Annotated in this window: 24 protein-coding genes, 1 pseudogene and 1 other annotated feature; of the genes and pseudogenes, 13 read left to right on the top strand and 12 right to left on the bottom strand. The window is 48.4% G+C overall.

Translation table 11 applies throughout. The features are described 5' to 3' along the window. The first annotated feature begins 18 nt into the window (after positions 1-18). The 4 genes from L6H98_RS05885 (at position 19) to L6H98_RS05870 (ending at position 5,071) form a co-directional block, all read left to right on the top strand. A complete protein-coding gene (locus L6H98_RS05885; RefSeq protein ID WP_236413578.1) occupies positions 19-798 on the top strand; it encodes a class B sortase in 780 nt (259 codons plus the stop codon). Between the two features lie 517 nt (positions 799-1,315). Continuing rightward, positions 1,316-2,167, top strand: a complete 852-nt coding sequence (locus L6H98_RS05880) for an alpha/beta hydrolase (protein ID WP_236413577.1) — start codon at positions 1,316-1,318, stop codon at positions 2,165-2,167. A gap of 62 nt (positions 2,168-2,229) precedes the next feature. Beyond that, positions 2,230-2,494: a binding site (T-box leader), on the top strand. A gap of 79 nt (positions 2,495-2,573) precedes the next feature. Next, complete coding sequence (gene leuA, locus L6H98_RS05875; RefSeq protein ID WP_236413575.1) at positions 2,574-4,238, top strand: 2-isopropylmalate synthase; 1,665 nt, start codon at positions 2,574-2,576, stop codon at positions 4,236-4,238. 161 nt (positions 4,239-4,399) lie between these two features. Further along, on the top strand, positions 4,400-5,071 hold the full coding sequence (locus tag L6H98_RS05870) for a YdeI/OmpD-associated family protein (protein WP_236413573.1): 672 nt from the start codon (positions 4,400-4,402) through the stop codon (positions 5,069-5,071). A 55-nt stretch (positions 5,072-5,126) separates the two neighbouring features. Here L6H98_RS05870 and L6H98_RS05865 read toward each other — a convergent pair whose 3' ends face one another. Further along, positions 5,127-5,900: an alpha/beta hydrolase gene (locus L6H98_RS05865; RefSeq protein ID WP_236413571.1), complete on the bottom strand. Its 774-nt coding sequence runs from the start codon at positions 5,898-5,900 to the stop codon at positions 5,127-5,129. Between the two features lie 125 nt (positions 5,901-6,025). On the opposite strand from L6H98_RS05865, the gene L6H98_RS05860 reads away from it, so the two are divergent. Further along, the gene (locus L6H98_RS05860; protein WP_236413569.1) at positions 6,026-6,967 is read left to right on the top strand and encodes a YafY family protein; all 942 of its coding nucleotides are present in this window, start codon (positions 6,026-6,028) and stop codon (positions 6,965-6,967) included. An 88-nt stretch (positions 6,968-7,055) separates the two neighbouring features. Here L6H98_RS05860 and L6H98_RS05855 read toward each other — a convergent pair whose 3' ends face one another. The 4 genes from L6H98_RS05855 to L6H98_RS05840 all read right to left on the bottom strand — a co-directional run bounded on the left by L6H98_RS05855 (position 7,056) and on the right by L6H98_RS05840 (position 10,534). Continuing rightward, positions 7,056-7,775 (bottom strand): glycosyltransferase family A protein, encoded by a 720-nt coding sequence (locus L6H98_RS05855; protein ID WP_236413567.1) that lies wholly within the window; start codon positions 7,773-7,775, stop codon positions 7,056-7,058. Beyond that, complete coding sequence (locus L6H98_RS05850) at positions 7,775-8,512, bottom strand: glycosyltransferase family 2 protein (RefSeq protein WP_236413566.1); 738 nt, start codon at positions 8,510-8,512, stop codon at positions 7,775-7,777. Before L6H98_RS05850 ends, L6H98_RS05855 begins: the two co-directional genes overlap by 1 nt. Before the next feature lie 291 nt (positions 8,513-8,803). Further along, positions 8,804-9,724 carry an alpha/beta fold hydrolase gene (locus L6H98_RS05845; RefSeq protein ID WP_236413564.1) on the bottom strand — a complete coding sequence of 307 codons (921 nt, stop codon included), beginning with the start codon at positions 9,722-9,724 and terminating at the stop codon, positions 8,804-8,806. Between the two features lie 57 nt (positions 9,725-9,781). Beyond that, positions 9,782-10,534, bottom strand: a complete 753-nt coding sequence (locus L6H98_RS05840) for an SDR family oxidoreductase (RefSeq protein ID WP_236413563.1) — start codon at positions 10,532-10,534, stop codon at positions 9,782-9,784. A gap of 175 nt (positions 10,535-10,709) precedes the next feature. Between L6H98_RS05840 and L6H98_RS05835 the strand changes: the two genes are divergently transcribed. Then, on the top strand, positions 10,710-11,156 hold the full coding sequence (locus L6H98_RS05835) for a MarR family transcriptional regulator (RefSeq protein ID WP_236413562.1): 447 nt from the start codon (positions 10,710-10,712) through the stop codon (positions 11,154-11,156). Positions 11,157-11,359: 203 nt separating this feature from the next. Here L6H98_RS05835 and L6H98_RS05830 read toward each other — a convergent pair whose 3' ends face one another. Genes L6H98_RS05830 through L6H98_RS05820 form a run of 3 tightly spaced genes read right to left on the bottom strand, consistent with a single transcriptional unit; the run spans position 11,360 to position 13,958 of the window. Beyond that, positions 11,360-12,070, bottom strand: coding sequence for a DUF4097 domain-containing protein (locus tag L6H98_RS05830; RefSeq protein WP_236413561.1), 711 nt, complete (start codon positions 12,068-12,070; stop codon positions 11,360-11,362). Positions 12,071-12,114: 44 nt separating this feature from the next. After that, positions 12,115-13,050 carry an ABC transporter permease subunit gene (locus L6H98_RS05825; RefSeq protein WP_236413560.1) on the bottom strand — a complete coding sequence of 312 codons (936 nt, stop codon included), beginning with the start codon at positions 13,048-13,050 and terminating at the stop codon, positions 12,115-12,117. After that, complete coding sequence (locus tag L6H98_RS05820; protein ID WP_236413559.1) at positions 13,047-13,958, bottom strand: ABC transporter ATP-binding protein; 912 nt, start codon at positions 13,956-13,958, stop codon at positions 13,047-13,049. The genes L6H98_RS05825 and L6H98_RS05820 overlap by 4 nt, the downstream gene beginning before the upstream one ends. A gap of 203 nt (positions 13,959-14,161) precedes the next feature. Here L6H98_RS05820 and L6H98_RS05815 point away from each other — a divergent pair, with 203 nt between their 5' ends. Continuing rightward, positions 14,162-15,961: a hybrid sensor histidine kinase/response regulator transcription factor gene (locus L6H98_RS05815; RefSeq protein ID WP_236413751.1), complete on the top strand. Its 1,800-nt coding sequence runs from the start codon at positions 14,162-14,164 to the stop codon at positions 15,959-15,961. A gap of 158 nt (positions 15,962-16,119) precedes the next feature. Here the strand turns inward: L6H98_RS05815 and L6H98_RS05810 are convergent, their stop codons facing one another. Further along, the gene (locus L6H98_RS05810; protein ID WP_236413558.1) at positions 16,120-16,884 is read right to left on the bottom strand and encodes an SDR family oxidoreductase; all 765 of its coding nucleotides are present in this window, start codon (positions 16,882-16,884) and stop codon (positions 16,120-16,122) included. 277 nt (positions 16,885-17,161) lie between these two features. Between L6H98_RS05810 and L6H98_RS05805 the strand changes: the two genes are divergently transcribed. Then, on the top strand, positions 17,162-18,541 hold the full coding sequence (locus tag L6H98_RS05805) for an FAD-binding oxidoreductase (RefSeq protein WP_236413557.1): 1,380 nt from the start codon (positions 17,162-17,164) through the stop codon (positions 18,539-18,541). A gap of 196 nt (positions 18,542-18,737) precedes the next feature. On the opposite strand, the gene L6H98_RS05800 is transcribed toward L6H98_RS05805, so the two are convergent. Continuing rightward, positions 18,738-19,040: a Dabb family protein gene (locus tag L6H98_RS05800; RefSeq protein WP_236413556.1), complete on the bottom strand. Its 303-nt coding sequence runs from the start codon at positions 19,038-19,040 to the stop codon at positions 18,738-18,740. Between the two features lie 205 nt (positions 19,041-19,245). Between L6H98_RS05800 and L6H98_RS05795 the strand changes: the two genes are divergently transcribed. Next, positions 19,246-20,124, top strand: a complete 879-nt coding sequence (locus L6H98_RS05795; RefSeq protein ID WP_236413555.1) for a helix-turn-helix transcriptional regulator — start codon at positions 19,246-19,248, stop codon at positions 20,122-20,124. A 157-nt stretch (positions 20,125-20,281) separates the two neighbouring features. Here the strand turns inward: L6H98_RS05795 and L6H98_RS05790 are convergent, their stop codons facing one another. Both L6H98_RS05790 and L6H98_RS05785 read right to left on the bottom strand, forming a co-directional pair. Next, positions 20,282-20,707, bottom strand: coding sequence for an exosporium protein C (locus tag L6H98_RS05790; protein WP_236413554.1), 426 nt, complete (start codon positions 20,705-20,707; stop codon positions 20,282-20,284). Between the two features lie 125 nt (positions 20,708-20,832). Further along, entirely contained in the window at positions 20,833-21,471 is a 639-nt protein-coding gene (locus L6H98_RS05785) for a nitroreductase family protein (RefSeq protein WP_236413553.1), read from the bottom strand. 120 nt (positions 21,472-21,591) lie between these two features. Here L6H98_RS05785 and L6H98_RS05780 point away from each other — a divergent pair, with 120 nt between their 5' ends. The 4 genes and pseudogenes from L6H98_RS05780 (at position 21,592) to L6H98_RS05765 (ending at position 24,640) form a co-directional block, all read left to right on the top strand. Then, the gene (locus L6H98_RS05780) at positions 21,592-21,951 is read left to right on the top strand and encodes a MerR family transcriptional regulator (protein WP_236413552.1); all 360 of its coding nucleotides are present in this window, start codon (positions 21,592-21,594) and stop codon (positions 21,949-21,951) included. 65 nt (positions 21,952-22,016) lie between these two features. Then, a pseudogene (locus tag L6H98_RS05775) lies at positions 22,017-23,021 on the top strand (SMI1/KNR4 family protein); the annotation flags it as partial. A 139-nt stretch (positions 23,022-23,160) separates the two neighbouring features. After that, positions 23,161-23,685 (top strand): hypothetical protein, encoded by a 525-nt coding sequence (locus L6H98_RS05770; RefSeq protein WP_236413550.1) that lies wholly within the window; start codon positions 23,161-23,163, stop codon positions 23,683-23,685. 73 nt (positions 23,686-23,758) lie between these two features. Next, positions 23,759-24,640, top strand: a complete 882-nt coding sequence (locus tag L6H98_RS05765; RefSeq protein WP_236413549.1) for a phosphotransferase — start codon at positions 23,759-23,761, stop codon at positions 24,638-24,640. Positions 24,641-24,680: the final 40 nt, after the last annotated feature.

The raw sequence follows: 24,680 nt of genomic DNA, 5'->3' as shown, positions 1-24,680 counted from the left end.
CGGAAAGGCGGTAAGAAAATGAGCAAAACCAAAAAATTTCTTATCGCCGTTTCCTCCCTTGTGTTGGTATTTTCCCTCGTTAATCTGGCAAGAACCTTTCTGGGGGATTATGCGGAGAAACAGAAAATCGAAGAGTTGACCAAGGTTTGGGAGGAAGGGTCTGACAAAGGCGGAGGGGATGCATTCCCCTCCCTTTTGTTCAATACGGAGAATGAGCCGGTCATGCTTCCCGAATTTCGAGCGCTTTACGAGAGAAACTCGGACATTGTCGGCTGGCTGAAGATTGACGGCACTCGAATTGAGTACCCGGTTATGCAGAATCCGCAGGATGCGGGGTACTATCTCAATCATGATTTCGATCAAAAGGAAAACAAAGGCGGTCTCCCCTTTTTGGACGAGCATAGCCGGGTCAACGATTCGGACATTTTGCTGATTCATGGACACCACATGAAAAGCGGCTGGATGTTTAAAGATTTAATGAAGTACAAGAACGAAAGCTTCTATAAAGAGCATGCTGCGTTCCAGTTCAGCACGCTTTACGAAAAGGAAGAGTATGAGATTGTTGCCGTAATCTTGTCCCAAGTTTATCGAAAATCGGACGACGTTTTTAAATACTACCAGATTGAGAATGTAAATACGCCCGCCGAGTTCGATTCGTATGTTCAGAACATCAAAAAACTTGCTCTTTATGACACGGGCGTAAATGCCCAATATGGTGACAAGCTTGTTGTACTGTCTACCTGTGAGTACTCGACCGAAAACGGTCGTTTAGCAGTGATCGCTCGAAAACGCAAATGACTATGTTGAAACCCGGCGACAAGCTGTTTTAATATCGCGTTCTCCCTTGGAGGACGCGTTTTTTTAGGCTTCTTTTTTGGGCAGACTATGTTATCTCGGGGTGGATTCCCAGGTATTGACAAAGATCCGTACCCTATGTTAGGATCAGCCTAACCGATATGAACGGAGGGGTTACGTGTGTTGAACTAATTCTTCGATATTCTTTGCACAATGAATTAAACGGTGGTTTAAGGCTATTTAGTGTGCATCGTAATCGAAGAATGGTTTGCCTTACGGTAACCTGGATTGTTATATGTAATTGAAGGTAGGGAATAATTCCTCCTTCTTGTCATATAAACTGAATTTGAAGAACATGTAATGCAGCCTTTTGCGATCTGTCCCGTGACCGAACTTCGGGTCCTCCAGAGGGAATATGATCTTATTGCGTTCATTTTCAAATTCTCTAATTCGATTACAGTTTGCACAGGCCAATAGCCTGTGTTTTTTTATTTTAATTTAGTCATTGGAGGATTCGAATATGAACGAACGATTCGTAAAGGTAGATGGAATTCATATATGTACAGACAGTTTTGGAGAGCCAAGTAATCCGGCTATATTGCTGATTATGGGTGCTCAATCGTCAATGATTTGGTGGGAAGAAGAGTTTTGCCAACGTCTGGCAGACACAGGGCGTTTTGTTATTCGTTATGATAACCGCGATGTCGGACGTTCAACCACTTACGAACCGGGTCAGCCAGGCTATTCTTTCGAAGATATGGCCGATGATGCCGTTAGAGTACTGGATGCTTACAAGATTGAGCAAGCGCATATCATGGGTATGTCCATGGGCGGCATGCTGACTCAAATGATCGCTTTACGGCATCCGGAGAGAGTTCTAACCATTACGCTCCTGGCAACGTCCAATTTTGCGCCTCATCTCCCCCCGATGGAGGAAAGGGTTATGGATTTTTTCTCGAATATGGGGGCGATCGATTGGACTAACAGCGAATCGGTAATCAAATTTGCGATTGATCGGTCCCGAATCCTGGTTGGTTCAAAGCATATTTTTAATGAAAAGAAAGTGGGCATGTTGGCCGGAAAAGAGTTCGCAAGAAGTGACAATATGGCCAGCATGAGCAATCACGGCTTGGTGACGGGTGGAGAATCTTATCTGGTTAGGACGAGTGAAATCAATGTACCCGCTCTGATTATACACGGTACGGAAGATCCCATTATCCCTTATGAACATGGAAAACATATAGCGAGTGAAATTCCGGGCGCGGTTTTATTGACACTGGAAGGTGCAGGGCATGAGCTACATGAGGATGACTGGGGAATAATCATCGATGCGATTTCAAAGCTTACTTCAATTCCAAATTCGCTCAGCTAACCGATCGTTGTCAATTAACACTTGACACCAGAGTATAGGTGATATAGCATATTCCTAATAATTAAACTACGTTGAAAAGGAATAGTACGGTTTTCCAAGCGAACAGAGAGCTGTTGGATGGTGTGAAACAGCCGTGGAGGAAATCGGAACTCGCCTTGGAGTTGCTCACTGAACCCGTTAAGTAGGTGGAGCCGGAGCCTGACCGTTATCATCAGGAGGAACCAAGGTTTGTTCGTTTATGCAGCCTCGGATCCGTAGAGTGCATGCCGATGATGGCATGAATTCGGAGTGGTACCGCGTAGGATGTCAAAGTCTTTCGTCTCTGTGTATGGAGATGAAAGGCTTTTTTTGCGCGTTCCATCTTAGGCGGGTAAGCACAGGAAAATCGATGAAGGGAAGGATATCCATGAAAAATGTTAACAAGTACGCCAGAGGGTATTTTATGCCGCCGGAGACAAGCTTGAATTGGACTCGGAAGGAGTATATTACAGAGGCGCCGATTTGGTGCAGCGTCGACCTTCGTGACGGAAACCAGGCATTAATCGTTCCGATGAATCTGGAGGAAAAGCTGGAGTACTTCAAATTGCTTGTAGATATCGGCTTCAAGGAGATCGAAGTCGGATTTCCGGCAGCATCGGAAACGGAGTTTGCTTTTTTGCGCACATTGATTGAGCAGGAATTGATCCCGGACGATGTAACGATCCAAGTGCTTACCCAATCGAGAGAACATATTATCCGCAAAACCTTTGAATCGCTGAAAGGCGCCAAAAAAGCCGTAGTACATCTGTACAACTCGACATCCGTGGCACAGCGGGAACAGGTATTCCGCAAATCCAAACAGGAAATCATCGACATCGCTTTGAACGGTGCCAAGCTGTTGAAGCAGTGCGCGGAGGAAACGGAAGGAAACTTCCAGTTCCAATATTCGCCGGAAAGCTTTACAGGCACAGAAATTGAGTTTGCGCTGGACATCTGCAACAGTGTGTTGGACATATGGCAGCCAACGGCGGAGAACCCGGTGATCATCAATCTTCCCGCGACGGTATCCATGTCGATGCCGCATGTCTACGCGAGCCAGATCGAATATATGAGCGAGCACCTGAACTTCCGTGAGCATGTTATTTTGTCGGTCCATCCGCATAATGACAGGGGAACCGGTGTCGCAGACGCGGAACTGGGCATGCTGGCCGGAGCCCAGCGCGTTGAAGGCACGTTGTTCGGAAACGGAGAACGAACAGGGAACGTGGACATTGTGACGCTGGCTCTGAACATGTACTCTCACGGGGTGGACCCGAAGCTGAATTTTGAGAATATCCCTGCGATCATCTCCGTTTATGAACGGCTGACCAAAATGAAAGTAAGCGAGAGACATCCATACGGAGGCGAGCTGGTATTTACCGCTTTCTCAGGTTCTCATCAAGACGCCATTGCCAAAGGAATGAAACATCGCGAGGAACAGGAGCCTCAGCATTGGTCGGTCCCTTATCTGCTGATTGATCCCAAGGACATCGGCAGGGAGTATGAAGGCGACATTATTCGCATCAACAGCCAGTCCGGCAAAGGCGGGATCGGTTACGTGCTGCAGCTGAAATACGGGCTCGATCTCCCGGCGAAAATGCGCGAAAATTTCGGATACTTTGTTAAAAACGTATCGGACCAGCAGCAGAAGGAACTGATGCCTGATGAAATCTACGATATTTTCTTGAAGGAATATGTAAACATAAAAACCCCGGTGGAGTTTGTCAAATATCGCTCTGCGGACGATGAGGAGTTTCAAACGATCGTTACGATCCGTGTCGGTGATGAAATCAAGGAAATTACAGGTACCGGAAACGGAAGACTTGATGCGATCAGCAATGCTCTGCAAACCGAGCTAGGAACGGCTTATAGCGATTTGACCTATACGGAGCACGCTCTGGAAACAGGCTCCAAATCCCAAGCGGTCTCTTATATCGGGGTCACGGCTTCGGATGGCAGCGTATATTGGGGATGCGGCATTGACGTTGATATCATGACTTCATCTGTCAAAGCCCTGTTCAGTGCAGTGAATCAATTCAGCCGTAATGCGTAAACAACAATACAAAAATTCGTCTCGCATAATTTCCTCGTCTGGTCGTCCAGACGGGGATTTTCTTTCTTATTCATTGCCATGAAGGAAAGGTCGGGGTAGTTAACTGGAATGCATATTTTCTATCTCGTATAATCAAGATATTTACGAAGGGGGCTCTGTACATGACAAAAACGATTGTGGAAAAGTTGAATCTGCATAAATTCAAGAGGGTTGCAGTGTTGTACAGACCGGAGAGTGAACACGGCTTATCGGGGTTATCTGACTATGATACCGAATTAACGGGCGGCCCCTATGATCTTATTTTTGCTTACGTGTTTAATATCGAATCGCTTCGGGACCTCGTCCATCAAGTGATTGATCAGAACAACTTGAATCAAGGAGGCTATTTGTACGCAGCTTACCCCAAGAAGGGGAACAAAGTGTACTCAACCTATATTCATAGAGACAGTCTTTTTGAAGGGGTGGGAGCCGATGAGGACGGCTACATTGGAACGAGCAGCCTGAAGTTTGCACGTATGGTGGGCTTGAACGATGTGTTTACCGTTGTCGGTTTCAAAGCGGAGGCACAAAAGAAGAAGGATGCACCCTCTAAGCCAAGTCAACGCGTGGATGATTATGCAGCGCTGATTCCTGCTATAGAAAAGGATTTGAGCGATCGTCCTGAGGCACTGGCTTTCTATCGATCCCTTACTCCAGGATACCGGAAGGATTGGGCTCGTTATGTCTACAGTGCCGTACAGGAGTCAACCCGGGCCAAACGACGAACCGAAATGAAAAAGATTTTAGGCGAAGGGTACAAAAGCATCGATACTTACCGAAGGGACCACCCGTAAAGCAGGAAGACCGTTGCAGGCATAAGGCCGGTTGGTTCCGGATCAGGGCAAAGGGTTACGTTCGCTGTTCACGGGCATTGAACGATTGGGCAGCGGGCCTGCGCGATTCATCCAGGCTGTTCAGGAAAGACCGCAATAGCTGCCTCAAATGATCCGGACTGCTGATCATCGGTAAGTGCCCGGCCTGCAAATGCTGGACAGATTGCGGGGAAAGGTTTGCGATCATTTTATTTTGCAAGGAAGGATGGAATTCCTTATCCTCCGTTAACTTGACGTACAGCTTGGGAACAAGCGGGACGCCTGCATCAACCCGGTCTGTGTATACGCGTACGGCCTCGGGGATGAACGCTTTTACGATTTCCGTTGTCTGATCCTCGGACAAGTCATTGCATAATCCCGCGCGGATTACGGATTCGGGAGGTTTTGTGCCCCATCTGCGCATTATGGCCGACATGATCATTCTTTTCGGGAATGGAAGGACAGATACGAATGAACCGCCGTTCTTGGGGATAGCCGCCCCTATAGCAACAAATCCCGCCACTCGATCAGCGAACTCCGATGCGAGTCTCAGGGCAAGAACTCCCCCAAGCGAATGGGCTACGATAACAAACCTTGGAATGCTCCATTCATTCACTTGTTTTTTCATATGGACCACATAATCTTCTAAAGTCAGACTGCTCCCGGAATCCGCGGAGTTGTCTCTAAGAGGAAACTCAAGAAGCAAAGCAGGATGATCCAGTCCTTTCACGACGCTGCTCCATATTTGGCTCCCTAATCCCGCACCATGGACGAATACAAAACCGATTTCTTCATTTGTGTGCTTATGCATATGAGTTAACTCTCCTCGCAGGTTAATGGTTGAGATTGCTTTACGTGAAGAGCGTATCACATAAATAAGACAGTTCATGTCTTATTTGGAGGGTATAATGGAAAAACCTTGAGGAGGAGATGACCATGCACAAGCCCCAGCGTCTCATTCAATTAATTATGGCGATCAATGCCAAAAAGTCATTTACCGTGAAGGAACTTGCCGATGAATTTGGGCGATCCACCCGAACCATTACTCGGGACTTGCAGGAACTGAGTGAACTCGGTATACCGATCTATTCCATCCAAGGAAGAGGCGGAGGGTATAAACTGCTTCAAGAAAGAATGCTCCCGCCTATCAGCCTTTCTGAAAGCGAAGCCATCGCCATGTTTTTTGCGTGCCAGTCATTGGATTTCTTCAGTTCCCTGCCTTTTGGAGATGGGGCCGAGTCTGCATTGCACAAGTTCTATCATTATCTGCCTGCCGATATTAAGGAACAGATCGACCGCCTGAAGGGGAGAATCATGTTGTGGAGTCCGTACCGTTCCATGGCCCCGGGGATTCTTCAAACACTGCTGCAGGCCATCATGACTGGCAGCGTGGTCACTCTGGAGTACAATTCCGGCAGCGGGGTTGGCCTAAGGGATGTTCAGCCCATTGGTCTCTATACAAGCTCGGGTTATTGGTACTGCCCGGCTTATTGCTTCCATCGGGAAGATATTCGCCAGTTCAGGGCGGATCGGATCCTTTCTGTATCACTCAACGAATCGGTCCCTTCGCGGGAGGACATCCGCAAGATGACTTTGATGAATAAGCCGGAAAAAGGGCATCTGGATCAGACGACGCTTCATATGGAGCTGACACGGAAGGGGATATGGCTGCTGGAATCCAATCCTCGTTTTGCTTCAGGCATACAGCGCAACGAAGACGGCAGCGGAACGGCAGCGGTACAGATCGCCACGGAGGATCTGCATTTCTATGTAGACTTGATCTGGAATCTCGGCAGTGAAGTCAAAATAAAGGGGCCGCTCGAAGCGATAACGTACATTCAGGAAAAAGCAGAGGCTATACGGTTACTATACAGCTAGACATTCACGTCGATCATGGAGCGTTTTTTCAGGAGCTGTCGGGTTGCGACAAGCTCCTTTTGTATTTTTCACCAATACGGCGATCAATTTAATTTTGACATACAAATTTTTTGGGGTTTCTCGCTTTCAATATTTTAACGTTGCGGGATAAAAGCTCTTTTTCGCTTACGATCCATGTATGGTCTTGGGCGTTCCTGCTGCGAATCGCGAGGAAGTTGGATGGGCTGCCCGAATAAATCTTGTACCCCTTTGCAAGGCAGTCGGCACAAAACTTTACGCACTCCCCTCGATTTTGATCGGGAAACCCAACCTGGCTTAGCACATGCCGTTTGACGAGAAGGGTTGCTCCCTGAACGAGGGAAACATATTGATTGGCCCTGTTATAGTAGCGAAGCAGGAGGAGTTTTTTGCCGCTCAAATACATATAGTGGGCCCGCTTTCCCACAATATCGGCGTTGGTCTTTAACAGGGTTCGCACACTGTCCGTTAAATAGCCGGGAGCATAATAGTCGTCATCGTCAAATTTGGCAATAAGCCCGTATTTAGCTAAAGAGGCCCCGTAATTAAGGCAATGGCCAAGCGATACATGCTCCGGCAAGCTGTAGATCCTCACATTTGGATGTTGATTTGCCGCCTTTATATACTCGCTGACCTTCAGATTACGTTGATTTAATATGACGATCAGCTCTTTATTCTTATAATTTTGTCTGCTGTAGTTATGAAAAAGGGTATCCATGCACTGCTGCCTTTTGGTACACGTAATGATGGAAACAGCATTCTTCTCACGGGAAATATCCGGGTTTGGCATTATAATGCACCCTTTGGCTTTTTCTGCACAAACTTTTCGTAATTTTTTACAGGCGGAATTTTTCTGCTGTGAGCGAGGATCTTTTTATCGCTGATGATCCATGTATGGTTGGATGAGTTTTTCCTGCGAATGGCGACAAAATTATGCTTTCCAGCAGAATAAACGTTGTACCCCTTCCGCTTGCTTCTTAAGCAAAAAAGATCGTCTTCGCCGACATTTCGATCCGGGAAGCGAACGTTGTTAAGAACGTTCCGTTTAATGACAAGCGTTGCGCCAGGGAGCTTGGTTACGGGGCGATTTTCATCCTGCGGGAAACGAAGGACCAGGGTATTTGATCCACGCAAATACATATAATGCGCCCGCTTTCCGATCACATCGGCGTTGGTTCTTTGAAAGGCCTCAAGGCTTTCCGTCAAATAGTAGGGAGCGTAATAATCGTCATCGTCGAATTTGGCCACATAGCTGTACTTTGATTTCTTGACGGCAAAGTTCAGACAAGCACCGAGCGAGGAGCGTTCCGGAACCCGATAGACTTGTACGTTTTGATGCTTTTTGGCTAACGTCTGATAAGGTTCAAGTGGGATCTTATCGTTGTTGACGATAATAATAAGCTCTTTCTTTGCATGGTTCTGCCGGCTGAAATTATTAAACAAGTTTCGTATATAGCTTTGGCGTTTCGTGCAGGCAATAATAGAGACTCCCTGCTGTTTTATGGTGTTTCCTGTGCGGGTTCCCATCCTATCGCTCCCCTTACCAGTGATGATCGTTTACTATCTTCCTATAATCTATGTGAACGGTAGAAAAGAGGAACGGCTATTAGTAGATAATCATCTTCAAGCTTGACTGCGCGATAAAGCAATTAGGAAAAAGCATAAAAGAGCGAACACTTTAAGAGTGTCCGCTCAAGAGTATTGTTTTGGATTTGTACCCGTGGAAACGGTATATAAAGTTCGCCAGATGCACCTTCGAAATGGTGCATCTGCTATGTTCCATGGTCATTGCATAAAGTCGGTATAGCCGCCAGGCCCTTACTTGGATTCGATGCGACCCAGAGCATTGTCGTCCTCTTCAAGATCTGCCAGGGCTGCTTGCCAGCTGGAATCGTCGATGCCCAGCGCACTGCGCAGGTAAGCCCATGTGATTCGTTGGAGCAGGGCGACCCGTTCGGAACTCTCGTCCGTTGTCTCCGTGACGCTGTACCCGGGGATTCCGCCAAGCGAGTGTTCTCCCCCGAAAAGGGTAAGCAGGCTCTTCTTGCCTGGGCTCAGAAAGTACGGGTCGGCGAACCAGTCCGGTCCCCGAGTGGAAAGCATGGACTGGTCCTTATCTCCTGCCACCACGAGGGTCGGCGTATTCATGTCCTCGAAGCTCGGGTTCATGAAAGGAAAATGCTCGGCTGCGAATGGGGTCAAATCAGCTCCACCTTTGCCCGTCGTGGCAAGCAGCACGCCTGCCTTGATCCGCGGATCGGACATGTCTTCGCCCGGCTCGCCGTCGGCATCGAGGACCCGCGCGCCGAGCAGCGTGCTCACTGTCTGGCCTCCCCAAGAGTGGCCGGCTGCGGCGATGCGGCTTCGATCCAGGCGCCCGCTGAGGCCGGGAATAGAAGCCGCAATCTGGTCAAGCTGGTCGAGGACGCGTTTCAGATCATCGATTCGAACGCGCCAGATCAGCGGTGTACGGGGATCTTCAGGAGGAAGATTCAGCGTTCTGGAGTCGAGGTGGGTAGGTTGGATGACCACGAAGCCGTGAGCGGCCCAGAAGTCAGCCAACGGGGCATAACCGTCCATCGACGAGCCAAAGCCGTGGGAGAAAACCACAATCGGCAGGTTGTGTCCCGTCGCGGGCGCAGATACCCGCACTTGCAGATCCTCACCCCGATCCGGGGCGGTTAGCACTACCGGTTTTATTGAAATGACCGGAGTAGGCGTATTAACGTTGATATTCATAAATAAGGTTCCTTTCTTGGAGAGAAATTGGTTTTAAGTCATAACGTCCAGGCTGTATCACCATGGGAGCAGGCCGCTCTCGTTCGAAAACGTACCCGTCGGGCCGTTCTCATCGAGGAGTGCGAGGCGCACAGGTTGACGTGCGGCCTGCTCGACATTGCCCGTACCCTCGAAGTTGTTGAGGTCCGTGGAAGTGAAGCCCGGGCATACGGCGTTGACCTTGATGCCTGTGGACTCGAGTTCGATGGCAAAAGCGAGCGTGATCGCATTCAGGGCGGTTTTGGACGGGCTGTAAACGGCGCCGAACATCGGACGGTGCGGATTGGTCGGGTCCGCGTTCAACGTCAGCGAGCCTGCGCCGCTTGATACGTTGACGATGCGTCCAGCCGGTGCCTTAAGCAAGAGCGGCAGCATCGCTTGCGTGACGGCGATCACGCCGAACACGTTCGTCTCGAACACTGCCCGCACCTCGTCCAGAGACGCAGCGCTAGGCCGACCTGAATTCCCGATCTCCTCAAGCGTCCGGCCTGGCTTGCCCGCGTGAGAGATGCCGGCATTGTTGACGAGCACGTCAAGACGGCCGAGCTCGCTGCCGATGCGCTCTGCAGCGGCTGCGATGGAGGCCTGACTCGTGACGTCGAGTTGGAGGGCGCGGGCATCCGCTCCGATGCTCTTCGCCGCCGTTTCTCCATTCTCGAGATTGCGAGATCCGACGAGCACGGTAAAGCCGTGCCCCGCGAGATCCTTTGCAATTTGAAGACCGATTCCTTTGTTGGCCCCGGTAACCAGGGCGACCGGTTTATTTTGCATCGTAATCGTCTCCTTTTTTGTGTATCGAAGTGTGTATTTAGTAAATTTCTTAAGGTTGATGTATCAACTTGATGATCAGAATTTGTTATTGTTGATATGTCAACCTGGTATCCACTGTAACATGTTGTGGTTGATGCGTCAACCATGATATGATGTTTTCATGGATAAGAACGAGATGAACAAAGAAGAAATGAGAATATGGCATATGTGGAAGGGTTCCTTCCAGACCATCTTCGGCCGCGTAATCAAAGACATGTCTGAGAATACAGGGCTATCCGAAGGGGACTTTGGAGTCTTGGACCGGTTAGACCTGTTAGGGGAAGGCAGCCTTCGCCAGCAGGATTTAGCCGACTCGATGGGTTGGGATAAGAGCCGATTGTCACATCATCTGACGCGGATGGAGAAACGTGGACTCGTGAAGAGGAAACCGCTGAACACGGATCGTGGCGTTCAAGTCACCATCACTCCGGCAGGGAAATCAGCGCTTGATGATGCACGTCCCGTCGTCTCGAAGGCAATACGCAGACATTTTTTTGATCAATTAACGGAGCAAGACATCGAGTCAATTTCCAGGCTGGCCGAAAAAACAAAGTCTTCGTCTTGCAATGCCCCGTCGCCTTGATCATGATGGACATATGAACAGGCCCTTCCCCCGAAACGGCGGAGGGCTTTTGCTTTCATCAGGAAAACCCCTGAATGACTGATCTCGAATCCAAATAAAAGGAGCTGCCATACGCAGCTCCTTTTATTTGTTTTTTATGTGATGAGGACGCCTTCCTCTACAGGCGGGAAATAAACCACATATGGAGTAGATTGGTTCATTTGCTATTCTTTATTTTGGAAGATTTCGCCCTTGACCTCGCCGATGTTGATTTTTCCGTTACCGGATTGCTTTATGGTTGCATTTTTCATCACGTGATCCATATCCAGGCTGCCGTCTCCGACATGTATCTCGGCTGAACCATCTACGCGATCGATCTGAATATGTCCATTGATATTATGAATGATTACATCTGAACCGATATCTTGAACGGTCAGGTTACCGTCGCGATTGTCGATTTCAAGGGACCCGGATAGGTTCGACACGTGAATATCGCCATTGATATTGTCGAGCTTGGCGCTGGATGATAAATCCGAGAGGTGAATATTTCCGTCGCGATGTGAAGTAATGTCCACTTGGAGTTGTTCCGGAATGTTGATGACCAAATCGACCGCTCCAGACCCCATGGCAAGGAATTGCTCTCCAAACCGAGCATCCAGATAAGCATTTTCTTGCTGCGCTTCCAGTGTAAACTTCAATTTGTCCATACTTATTCCTTTTGCTTTAGCAAGAGCAATCACTTCGATCTTATCCGAATCGGCGCTGCCTGTAATCTGAATTTCCCCATTTCGATGGTCAATGACGAGCTTGGATAAATTGTTTGCGGGTAATTCCAGGGTCTTTTTCTCCGCTTCTTCTTTTGCTTGGCAGGCTGTTATCAGCAGCAATAATGCCGCTAAAATCATCAAGCCTTGGATTGATCTCGTTCTTTTCATATATATCACCCTTTTCTTAATGAGGTTTTTAAACAGGTTTGCTCTTAGGTTACATCCCGCTTTACAAACAAGGGGTATGATATCAAATGCATGAGTGCGAGATGAAGCACGATAAATACAAGGGAGAATCCTAACGTTACCCCATCAACAGAAGGATTTCCGTACAGGAGCGGTGTTAGGTCAGTGTGGGAGAAGACGAAGTATTTCGTCCATGCCCAGCCGTCCATCGCGATCGCGATTACGAATCCAGCCAATGCAACAAGCAGGGAAATCACGATGGAGAAGGTCGTGCTGCGGAAAGCAGCGGAAATCATGAAAGAGAGCGTAGTTGCGATCAGCAAGAATGGAATATGAAGAACATATCCAGCCAACAAAATCTGCAGCGTGGGTACTTCCCTTACGGCTTGGTCTTTGACATAGAAATAGCTGTCCGCTAATCCATCGAAACCGAATATGAAACCTCCTAAGATGGTGGCCAAGAGTATGCCGGCCGCAGATAACAACAGGGCGAACAGAATGGCGGCGATGTACTTGGACAGATAGATCTTGGTGCGGCTGGCGGAACGGGTCAACAGCAGCTTGATCGTGCCGGATACGAATTCGGCGGCAACGATTTCGCCGGCAATAATGACCGAAATTAAAGAAGCCGCAAAAATGATATTCTGCACTTGGCCTACTGCAAAGCTCCAGGCATTAGTACTAGGCGGGATGTTGCGATCTAAATAGTATTGATTCAGCAGGATATGTTTCTCGGCCTGTTTGATTTCAATCTTCAGCGCATCCGGCTTGGCAGCTTCCTGGCTGTATTGCACATTTTCTTGTTCCAGCTGTGCTCGCCAATTGTCACCTGTCAAGCTGTTTCCGGCTGTCTTCAAATTTACGATTTGAAGCAGCACGTATAACAAAACGATGGCAATCATCACCCACGTACGCTTTCGTTTATAAATCTTCATGTTTTCATTGCGAATAAGTGGAATCAATGTTGTTCTCCTCCTGTTACCTCCATGAACTTGTCTTCCAGCGTCTTCTTGATCGTGCTCACACCATACACATTAATTCCGGCCTCCATCAGCTTTCGGCTAATCTCAGGGATATGCCCTTTGGCGATACGGATTTGAATGTGGTGTTGATCGGCCGTTATTTCATCGCCTGCCATGATCGCTTGCAGGATCTGTACTGCTAAATCCGGCCGGTCGACCTCGAATCGGACTTGGGTTCGTTCGTCGTCCGCCATATCCGATATTTGATGAACGCCTGCCAGCTTCCCTTTTTGCAAAATCGCGACCCGGTCGCACATCATTTCCATCTCGGACATGAGGTGGCTGGAGATCATAATGCCTACGCCTTCTTTGTGCGCGAGATACTTCAAGTGGCCTCTCAGCTCCCGGATCCCTGCCGGGTCGAGTCCGTTAGTTGGTTCATCAAGGACAAGCAGGGAAGGCTTATGGACGAGAACGATGGCGAGGCCTAACCGCTGCCGCATGCCTAGAGAGTAGGTGGACACTTTATCATTAATGCTGACCTCCAACCCGACAAGAGCGATGACTTCCCGGATTCTTGCCTCTGTCACGCCCGGCGTCATGCGGGAGAAGTGAATCAAATTGTCATAACCTGATAGATATTTGTATAAATCCGGATTTTCCACGATGACGCCAACGTGTTTCATGGCTTGTTCAAAATGTGTATGAGCATCCATACCGTTGATCAGAACCTCACCTCCCGATTTGGACATGAGGCCCACGATCATCCGAATCGTCGTCGTTTTTCCTGCTCCGTTCGGGCCGAGGAGCCCCAAGATTTCCCCCTCTTCCATATCCAGCGTTACCCGATCAACAATGACTTTGTTTCCTATCCTTTTTGTGAGTTCGCGAATTTGCAGCAGCGACAATGCAACCAGCTCCTTTTATTGGCAATTGGAATGAGATATAATTTTCCGTATTCTAGGGGATTCATCTCAACCGCCCTCAACGTAACAGAACAGCTGTCATAAAGCCGAGTGACAAGGAGTCATACTCTCGAATGACAAGTAAAATCGGGCCTGTTCCCGCCGGTTTGTCGCTCAATTCAAAAAGAGTGAACGGAGTTGTACATATGCGTTTTCTTATCCCAAAACGGTGGTCATGGCCGGATTGGACCATGCTTGCCATTCGCATCTTATGGGTCGTCGCCGTGATCATTTTGATGTATCAAGATCAGCCAGCCTTTCCTTTTTGGATGGTGTTTGTTCCACTTTTGCTATGTAATCTTATCCCCTTTTTCTTTGTGAAGGGCCGATACTCCCAATATCTGATTGCGGAATGCTTGCTGGCTGGAGGAGTATCCTTATTTCTTGCTTACGACCTTGGTTTGATAAGATTGTTTCCGCCGGCTCTCTTTACGATTGCATTCTATAGCCGGGGGCGAGCCCACTGGTACTCGCTGCCCGCAGCTGTAACATTGTTTGTTCTGAGCGCGGGGAATTCCGTCATTTCGTCGTTGTCTCACTCTGTCATATGGCAAAGCTTATTCGACGCGATGATCCTCTACGGTGTCAGTTATGCGCTGCAAAAGGGGGCTTTGGCGATCAATGCCATCAGGCAGAAGCTGGCGTTAATCAAAGAACAATATACGATTTTGGAGCACTATTCCTCGCAGATCGAAAGAATGACGCTGCTGGAGGAACGTTACCGCATGGCTCGCGAGCTGCATGATATCATTGGACACACCTTTACTTCCTTGATTTTGGGGATGGAGACATTGAAGTCCCATATTCATTCGGACGAGGGAGAAGCCAAGCTGCAGGGCATGCTCAAGCTGGCGAGAACGGGGCTGGACGATATTCGCCATCAGGTGCATCAGATGGATCCGGTTGAGGAGGCGCTGCCTTTGGATCGATCGCTGCTTCAGATGCTGGACGAATTCAAGGAGAACACCGGGATTCGAGTTGTATTTCGTACGATGGGCGAGCCTTACCCTGTCATGAAGCAAGCCAAGCTTGTTTTGTATCGCTGCCTCCAGGAAGCGTTGACCAATGCCAGCCGTCATGGGCAAGCCAGCACGATTCAAGTCCTGCTTCAGTACGATCATCTGCAGGTGATGCTGCAGGTCCAGGATAACGGCAAAGGCGACGATAACCTTCAATATGGATTTGGTCTGACAGGCATGAAGGAGCGACTGGCCCCATTGCAAGGCCAACTCTATATCCATTCGCAAGCGGAGGCGGGCACGATGGTCACCTGCACGATTCCCAATCCATCTCGTGAAGGCGGACAGAAGATCAAAATTCTTTTGGCTGATGACCAACCTTTGATCCGTGAGAGCCTGAGGCTCCTGTTGGGAGAAGAGAAGGATTTTGAAGTCGTGGTTGTTGGCGACGGCAAACAGGCCGTTGCGCAATGCGGGAAAGATCGTCCCGACATTGTTTTGATGGACATCAACATGCCGGAAATGGATGGCATCGCGGCTACCAGGTCCATTAAAGAGACATGGCCGGACATTCGGATCATTATGATCACAACGATTGAAGATATTTCTTTGGCGTCGGAGGCGCTTCGAATCGGGGCGGAAGGCTATATGCTGAAATCCATACACCCTAAGGAGCTGGCAGCAACCATCCGGCTCATATACGGCGGGGGGACGTTTATCTCGCAAGATGTAGCCCATCAATTATTCCAAAACCAGAAGGGGGATAAAGCGCCGAATCCGTACGAGCTGACTGAACGGGAAATCGATGTTCTCCGGTGCCTGACAGAAGGGCTTCGTAACAAGGAGATCGCGCAGAGACTGCATCTATCGGAGGGAACCATTCGGAATTATATCTCATCCATCTACCTGAAACTGCAGGTAGGTGGCCGCGAAGAGGCTGTAGAGAAGGTAAAGGCAGAATTTCTGCTGCTTAACAGGTCCCCCTAAAATTTGGCCGATCGACCCGTTACGGGGAACCGTATCATAAGTTACAGCGAAGAGTTTAATTGTGGAAAGCGCCTAACAATATGATCAACTGGAGTAGTCCAATTCTAACGAAGAAAACAACACGTAGTGTGACATACACGCGTGTTGTTTTCCGTGTTTTACAGATGCGAACCGCCGCTTGCATCGATCAACTGACCGGTTACCCAGCGACTGTCCGGAGAAGCGAGGAAAGCGGCGATATCCGCAACGTCTTCGGGTTCTCCCCACCGGTTGAAAACGGATAGATCTGCCGCATACTTCTGTCCGTCTGGATCGCTCAACGTTCCTTCATTCATCTCGGTGTTGATGATGCCGGGTAAGATGGAGTTGACCGTAATATTTCGGCTCCCCAATTGTTTGGCCAGCAATAGCGTAAAGGTATTGATCGCTCCCTTTGTCATGCTGTAAGTGAAGACACCCGGGGAAGCTGCCCGCGTCACGAGGGAAGAAATGTTAATGATGCGCCCGCCGTCCTTCAACCGCGGCAAAGCCTGTTGCGTTACAAAAAACGGCGCTTTGACATTAATCGTCATCACTTCATCAAAAGTAGCTTCTGTCGCTTCTTCAAAAGTAAGAATTTGCCCGATTCCCGCATTGTTGACCAAAATATCGAATCCGCCGCCGTCTCCATGCTCTCGAATTGCTTCGTCCAGCGCCGCGATCAACTCACGAATGCCGACAGACGTGCTCAAATTGGCGCCAATCGCACAGGCGTTTCCTCCGTTTTGGACGATTTGTTGTACGACCGCTTCCGCTTCATTGCGGCGTTGACCGTAATGTACGGCGATAAAAGCGCCCTCCTGTGCAAGACGCAAAGCGATGCTGCGCCCGATCCCCCGGCTGGCCCCCGTTACTAACGCTATTTTTCCTGTCAATTTGCTCATCTGTCCTCAGCTCCTTATCTTCTTTCCTCTACAGTTTTAACATAGGAGTGTTGTTGAAATGTTGCTATCCTATTACTATGGATTAGCGGTAAGTGTTCAATCGCTGATGGATCAATGAAAAGCCATGCGTACATTAACCTGCTTCCTGTTCATACAGGGGTGGATTGATGTTAAAGCGAAAGGAGCTGGGCGTTTGCCGTAACTAGGACAGGTGTCCCTACATAGGAATAAGCTGATGAGGAAGGCTTATGTCATGAGCAGGGACGGTGTAAAGTAGATGACACGAAAGTTGAAAAAGAAAAGTACACGATTAACCGGAAGGATCGTATTTCCGGGAAATCCGTCATACAATACGGCCAGAATGGAGTACAATAGGCGCTTCTCCAAATTTCCAAGGGTCATTGTTTTTTGCCAGCGAACTCAGGATGTGGTCAACGCCGTCAAATGGGCTCGTGAGCGGGGCATACGGCTGCGAGTGCGCAGCGGACGCCATAGCTATGAAGGATTTTCAGCTGTAAATGGCGGTATTATTATCGATGTGAGCGAGATGAATAAAGTTAAGGTTAATCGAAAAAATAGAGTGGCCATTGTGCAAACGGGAAATCCACTTGCCCGGGTGTACAAAAAGCTGTGGAATAAACGTGTGACAATTCCGGCGGGGACCGCGCCCGACGTAGGCGTAGCTGGGCTTACCCTGGGAGGTGGCGTTGGACTGCTTTCCCGCAAATATGGACTTACGTGCGATAACTTGAAACAAGTGAAGATGGTCGTAGCTTCGGGGCGGTATGGGGCAAAGACGATTGTGGCAAACCGAAAGAAACATTCCGACCTGTTGTGGGCATCACGAGGCGGAGGGGGAGGGAACTTTGGCGTTGCCACAGAATATACATTTCGGGTTAGACCGATTTCATCGGTTTCTATATACAGCATTACGTGGAAATGGAGTGATCTTGAGAAAGTGTTACCGGCTTGGCAGCGCTGGGCGCCATCGGTTACAAACCGCTTAACCTCAACCATTGAGGTAGCTGCCAAGCAGGTAGGAACCATTGTATCTACCGGGCAATTGCTTGGCGGTACAGAGGAGCTGCGTCGATGGATTAGGCCGCTCTTGCGAGCAGGCACGCCGGTGAAGGTGATGGTGAAGACTGTACCTTTTATTGAAGCAACCAAATTCTTTGCCGAATCTGACCTGAACTTGGAACCGAAATTTAAAATAACCGGGGCCTACGGGTTCCGACCTTTGCCGCCTGAAGGAATACGAATTATACGGGACTTTTTATCCAAAGCACCTAACAGGCATTCTAGCGTGTGGAGTCAAAGCTTGGGTGGTGCAAGAAGCGCGGTGAGTCGAGTATCGCCTACTGCAACAGCTTATCCTCATCGGAAGGCGGAGACAATCTACGAACTGTCAGCCCGCTGGAGAAACGACAAGGAGCAGAAGCGGAATATTCAGTGGGTAAAAAGGTTCCGTAGAGCGTTGCGCCCCTTTGTTAAAGGGGACTATGTGAATTTTCCCGACCTGCAGATTAAGAATTGGCCCAAGGCATATTATGGCGTGAACTTTGGCAGATTGAAGCAGGTGAAACGAAAGTACGATCCCCATAATGTGTTTCGTTTTGCTCAGAGTATTCCAGTGGGCAAACAGGTCAGAAAATGACAATATGCACACCAGATCGAATTAAAAAAAGAGCTGTCGGGCGCAGCTCCTCTGGCCATTTCGTCGAGAGAGCCGTTACGGTGAACCGTATCGCTAGAGAGCGAGTTACAAAGAGAGGTTTTTCCAAATCCAAATAGCCATCAAAACAAGCGGCTGCCCTTCCGGAGGCGACCGCCTTGTTTTCCATTTCTTCGGTCTAAGCAACCGGATAATCCATAACGACGATGCCCTCAACTAGCGGTCCGATGGATTGCAATAAACGTTGATGCAGGGGGTGCTGAATATAATCCCGGCAAGCCTGCTGATTCTCAAAGGTAACTCTGATTCCCAGCGTATAGCCCTGAACGTGCTCTGTTTCCTCCGTAACATTAATCCCCGCGCTAAGATCGATGATCCCCGGAATGCTTCCTTTGAAATCGTGAGCGCGGTTTACCGCTTCTTCTTTCTCGCTGTTGGAGACATGCGGCTTAAATTTCAAAAGCACGATATGCTCAAACATCCTTTTCCCTCCTCAAATTCTGGTTATATTCGACTTTGCAGTTTTCGCCTAGATAGCCGATGTACGCTGTCGTTTCCATTCTTGCTATTCTCCCGAAGGAAGACATAAACTGAGTATAAATGGACCTGAAGAGGCTAGGAAGAGATCTGGTTATCGTAGGATGGGGAATCCTACGTTCATGAATTCGAAGGAGGGGAGAGGGATCATGACGTTCAGCTTGGACCGTTATGAGGAGTTGTCTCACTTTTTGCGCATGCGCCGGGAACGGATTACTCCGGAGCAGATTGGATTACCGGAGACCAGACGCAGACGGACACCCGGACTTCGCCGCAGCGAAGTGGCGATGTTGGCAGATGTGGGCTTGGATTGGTATACCTATTTGGAACAAGGGCGTCATATCAATGTGTCGGCTGAAGTTCTTGATCGAATAGCCGAAGTGCTGCGGTTGAATGAATCGGAACGCAGGCATCTGTTTTACCTTGCCCGCAAGCAGCTGCCTTTGAACGAAACATGGAAAACCTCTAAGGCAACACCGGAACTCCAACGTTTTTTGGATAGTCAAAACGTATCTCCGGCGAATGTCATGGATGAGCGCATGAACATTATTGCATGGAATGAAGCCTATTGCGCGCTGAACGGGAACCTTGCGGCGATGTCTGAACGGGAACGGAATTTTGTCTGGATGACGTTTACTTCTCCCCGTTTTCGCTACATCAAGGGGGACCAATGGGAGCTGCATGCCCGGAGGATCGCCGCCAAGTTCCATGCCGGGTACGCCAGGCACGTAGATGACCCTTGGTGGTCAGAGCAGTTCGAGGCGCTGTGCGAAGCCAGCAGCGAGTTTCAGGAATTCTGGGAATCCTATGAGGTTCTGGATGCCATCGATGCCCCAAAGGCACTCCAATGTCCGAATCTCGGGACATTGAATTTTGATCTGGTTTCGTTTCAGTATTTAAACGATTCCAATTTGACCGTTTCCATTCATGTTCCTCATCGAGACGGCACCGTTGAAAAGATGCAGCGGCTGTTATTCGATTATCGGAGCCAGCACTCAGGGGAGCTTGAACCCTCTCAAAGAGTGTAATATGAGGTAACTAGACTAAGCTGAACCATCCCACAAGAAGCAGGAAAAGCAAACACAGTGCACCTTCTATTGAGGCGCACTGTGTTTGCTTTTCCTGCTCGAACCATCTTAAGCAGCAGAAAGATATTGAGAGCTAGGTCGGGGATCAGAGGCGGTGTTAGTTTCTGGTTTTAACCGCCAACCCGCTAAATGATATGGGTCCTACGACATCTACTCTTGTATTTGGAGTACGGTTTTCGGCTGTAACCGTGTATGCATGCGTACCTGCTGGGACATTTCGATCCTCAGCCTGGAAAGTAACGATATAATTTTGTTCTGAACCCGTAGATTCGATCCCTTGCTGTGTGTTGAAAATTTCTTTATTGCCGCGGAAGACTCTAAAGCGAACTTGAGCAATGCCTTTGACACCTCTTACCCCAATGGAGGCTACCAAATCTACCCGGTTCGGCTGGGAATTCGCTGGAATCCGTATTGGAATCGTTGCTATGCCGGATTTTTGCGGGGAACGTCGAATCGTAAACGATTTGGCCGGGTTAAAGCGATTAAGCGGCTGAACTGCCGCTTTATCAAGGATACGTACCACAATATCAACCCCTCTTATATGATGCTCCAATGTATGTGAGATTCAGAGAGGATGATTGGGCACCATTAGCCTGTTTAGAAGAGTTGTTTTGAAGAAAAAGTAGTGAATAGATTTAGAATAGCCCGTTATCTCCAGAATGTAATCTTGTCGGAACTTAATCGAACGGACTCATATCCTTCCTCCTTGGCTTTACCTATAGAAATAACCATGACGGGAACATAGCGTTCTCCATCCAAATCAAAGGCTTGTGCGACTTGATCCATTTCAAAGCCTGCCATTGGATTCGTATCATACCCATGTGCGCGCGCTGCTAACATGAGCTGCATAGCAAAGAGGCTGCTATCGATCTTTGCAACTTCAACTTTGATATGTTGGGGGAGAGTTGGATACATCGATAGAATGGTCTCAAGTTGGCTGTCTCTCACTTCAGCTGGCATTTTTCCTTGTTCCACGGCTGTATTGTAAATTTCCTCAACATGTAAATAGCTCTGGGTGTCACCGAAAATGATTACCATGGCAGATGAAGTATCGTTTTGTAAGGTATTGAAACGCATCAGAGGTCGTAGCTTCTCTTTTCCTTCCGGCGTTTCAACAACAACGATCCGCCATGGCTGCATATTTGCAGAGGATGGAGCCAAACTAGCTTCCGAGATGATTTCGCTGAGCTCCTCTTTCGATATTTTAATATGTTCATCATAATGACGCACAGAACGTCGTCCCTTGACTATACTTGCGAAATCGTTATTAACAATGTGGTTAAACATCAAATCTCTCCTTTGGATAACGGCCAATTTTTTTGACATTGAGTATGTCGTTCGTTATCATATTCGCATTATGGACTATGAACCTAGGTTTATAGCAAATCAATAAAGAGAGGCCATAGGATGAGAATCAATGATGTTTCCAAATTAACGGGTCTGCCTATATCGACATTGAGATTCTATGAACGTAAAAACCTGATTCCGGACACATTTGTGAAGAGAGATGAAAATAATTATCGGATCTATTCGGAGAATATTGTTGAGTTTCTAGAGGATGTGAAGGCCCTTTTATCCGTAGGATTTTCTGTAGAAGAGTTACGTTCACTAGTCGATCAACAACTCAATCTATCGTATGAGGTAAAGAAAGAGCTGGTTGAACAGAAAATCAAAGAAATTGAAGAGATTCAGAAGCGGTTGAAAAAGTCGAAAAAATTCCTGCAGGCCACATTGGAAGGAAAAACAAGTTTCCAAACCAAATGCTAAAATGGATGAATAAGAGGAAAAGGAAAATGAATACGAAAACAGGCTAGTTAACGGGGGGCCGATCGATGGGATTGGGGAATACAGAAACGCAGCTGGAGCGCATAAAAGACAAACTGAATCAAGCCATGTGCAAAGACACATCGTTCTCCGTGTTTGGGGCATCCTCACATCGGTACAGAGTGAAGGATAGGCTTACAGCAAAAGAGCTGGCTGAATGGCAAGCCCGTAATCAGGTCAACCTGCCAGAGCCTTTCGCATCGTTTTTGACAGAAGTCGGCAATGGAGGCGCCGGACCCTATTATGGAATCTATTCGATCGAAAAGGCGACTTCCTATACCGAAAGTCAGGCTCTCCTTGCAAAATCCGTGCTGTATCCCGGAATGGCTAAGGAGGAATGGAACGATCTGATTGAACCTCTGACCAAGGATGAGGACATCTCGGATGAGGAATACGACGATACCCGTAATAAGGTGCTGGGCGGCATGCTGTGCATAGGGACACAAGGCTGCGAATATGATATGTATCTCGTACTTGAAGGCAAACACCGGGGGAAAGTAGTATACACTTCCGATTTCCATCCCGATCATCCCTTTTTCTTTGTCTATGAGGACAGCTTTCTGGACTGGTATGAGCGCTGGCTTGATGAAATTATTCTGGATTATGATATCGGGTGGTTTGGCAGCCGAATGCCGGGTGACGAGAAGGCGTTGATCAGGATTTATGAAACCGCTCCAAACGAAGAAATCCAGGCTAAGGCGCTTGATGGAATGTTCAAGTTTAAGAAGGTCTCTCAGGAAACCCTTGGTTTTTTGCAAAATATCGCGGCTCAAGGCTCCAAAAATCACGCCACAGCCATTCGGCTCATCTGCAAAACTTCTTTTGGTGCAGGTTCAGAATATCTTTTGAGACTATTGCAATCAGATGGGCATGGGGGTTTTCTGGAAGCTTTAAGGATTCTGCACGCGTACAGTAAAACCGAGGATTTGACGGGGTTTATTCCCGTGATTTTAAAAAAGCTTGACCGGGTTGAGGACCAGGAAACGCTGCGTTATGCAGGGTATATCTTGGAGGCTTGTGAACATGATGTTGGATAGGACGGAACTACTCTTGTCCCGGCCATTTCGGCATGCGGATGTCCTATTCGCACAGGCAAGTAGTCCACCCAGCGCGTAAACTGAATTAGATTTCAGTGGAGCGAGGTGAGATTTCATGGCTAAAACCAACTCAATACGCGTAAAGGCTAAGCGGTACAAAAATCGGCCTGTCTGCGTCACTCTTCACAGTGGCGAGACATATGTCGGTTATATAACTGACGTAAATAACGGAGGCGTAGTGCTCACTGGTGGAGGAACGCTACCGCACAAGGCGACAGGGGAGGGTTCACGTTCTTCCAAGCGCAAGACCGGTTCACGCAGCAAGGGCGCTCGTTCGCAGAACCGGGGACGGGTGAACGGCACGCGCAAGATGCCAACCCATTCGCGCAAGGCACAGCGCGCGCAGGTTTCGTCTTTTATGCCCATGATTGGTTCGCTGTTCGGCGGTTTCGGAGGACTTGGCGGTGCGGCTTCGGCTGGAGGCTTACTTGGCAACGGTATGCGGCTGTTTGGCATGATCCAACGATTCGTCCCGGTCGTAAAGATGGGGTATGGCATGATCAAGTCCATCCGGCCGTTTATGGGTGCCGTCCAAAGCCTGATGGCTCCGCCTAGTCAGGACGAAGAGCAAGAGGGATAGTCCGATACTCAGCCCCTTTGGAGACGGAAGGGGCTTTTCCGTTTTGAGGCTATATTTAAACAGGAGGTGCCCCATGAGTTCCATTATGAACGTCATTGAAAAGATGAAATTGAACGTGTTAAGCATCGACGGCGTTCCGAATTCGTTTAGTTCAGAAGTGTACAAACTTACGCTTGCTGGCGGTGAACATGTTTATGTCAAAATTCCGTTTAACCGAAATAAACTGTTTCGTGAATTTCAGATGCTTGAGACGTTGAAGAACGTGCTGCCTGTTCCAGAAGTGTTGGACTTTTGGTCTGGGGATGAACATATGACTGGAGCATTGCTGCTTTCGGCGATTCAAGGGATGCCCTGTACAGAAAACATTGACGAGAAACTTTCCTTTCAGATCGGGATGCATCATGCCATGCTCCATGAAGTCAGCATGCCAGGGTACGGCTGCCATGTGACCGATGGATTTAAAGTTTTTGATCCAAATGATTGGCGGCTGCATATCCAAAACAATTTTGAAAAGTGGAAAGAGCCATGCCAAGAAATGCTTGACCCCGAATTATACGAAAGAAGTGTTCTGCACTTTGATCGCGTTTTCTCAGCTTTGCCCGATCCTGATGGACCATGCATTGTTCATATGGATTTCAGACCCGCCAATATATTGGTGAACGGTAGCGACGTTGCTGGCATGATCGACTTCGAGAGCGCTCGCGGCGGATCCTCGGAAATCGATTTTACGAAGGTTAATCGGTATATTTGGGAGGTCAATCCGGGAACAAAAGCGTCGTACATCGAAGGTTACCAAACGATTCGACCGATGTTGGATCTGGAAACGGTGCTGCCGTTTTATGACTTTTACGACGCTTTCAGTGCAGTGGTTTGGTGTAAGAACAGAGGGATCGAAAAAAATCGAACGTTTCTGGAGGAAAATATTTTAACTTTGCGCAAAGCAGTGGATGGCTGAAAGGGGGAAAGCTTTTCGGAAAAATGAAGTGCATTCAGAA

The organism is Paenibacillus sp. JJ-223 (assembly GCF_927798175.1).
Taxonomy (GTDB): Bacteria; Bacillota; Bacilli; order Paenibacillales; family Paenibacillaceae; genus Paenibacillus; species Paenibacillus hubeiensis.
The sequence above is the reverse complement of the archived record's forward strand: the minus strand, read 5'-3'. Positions and strand labels throughout refer to the sequence as shown.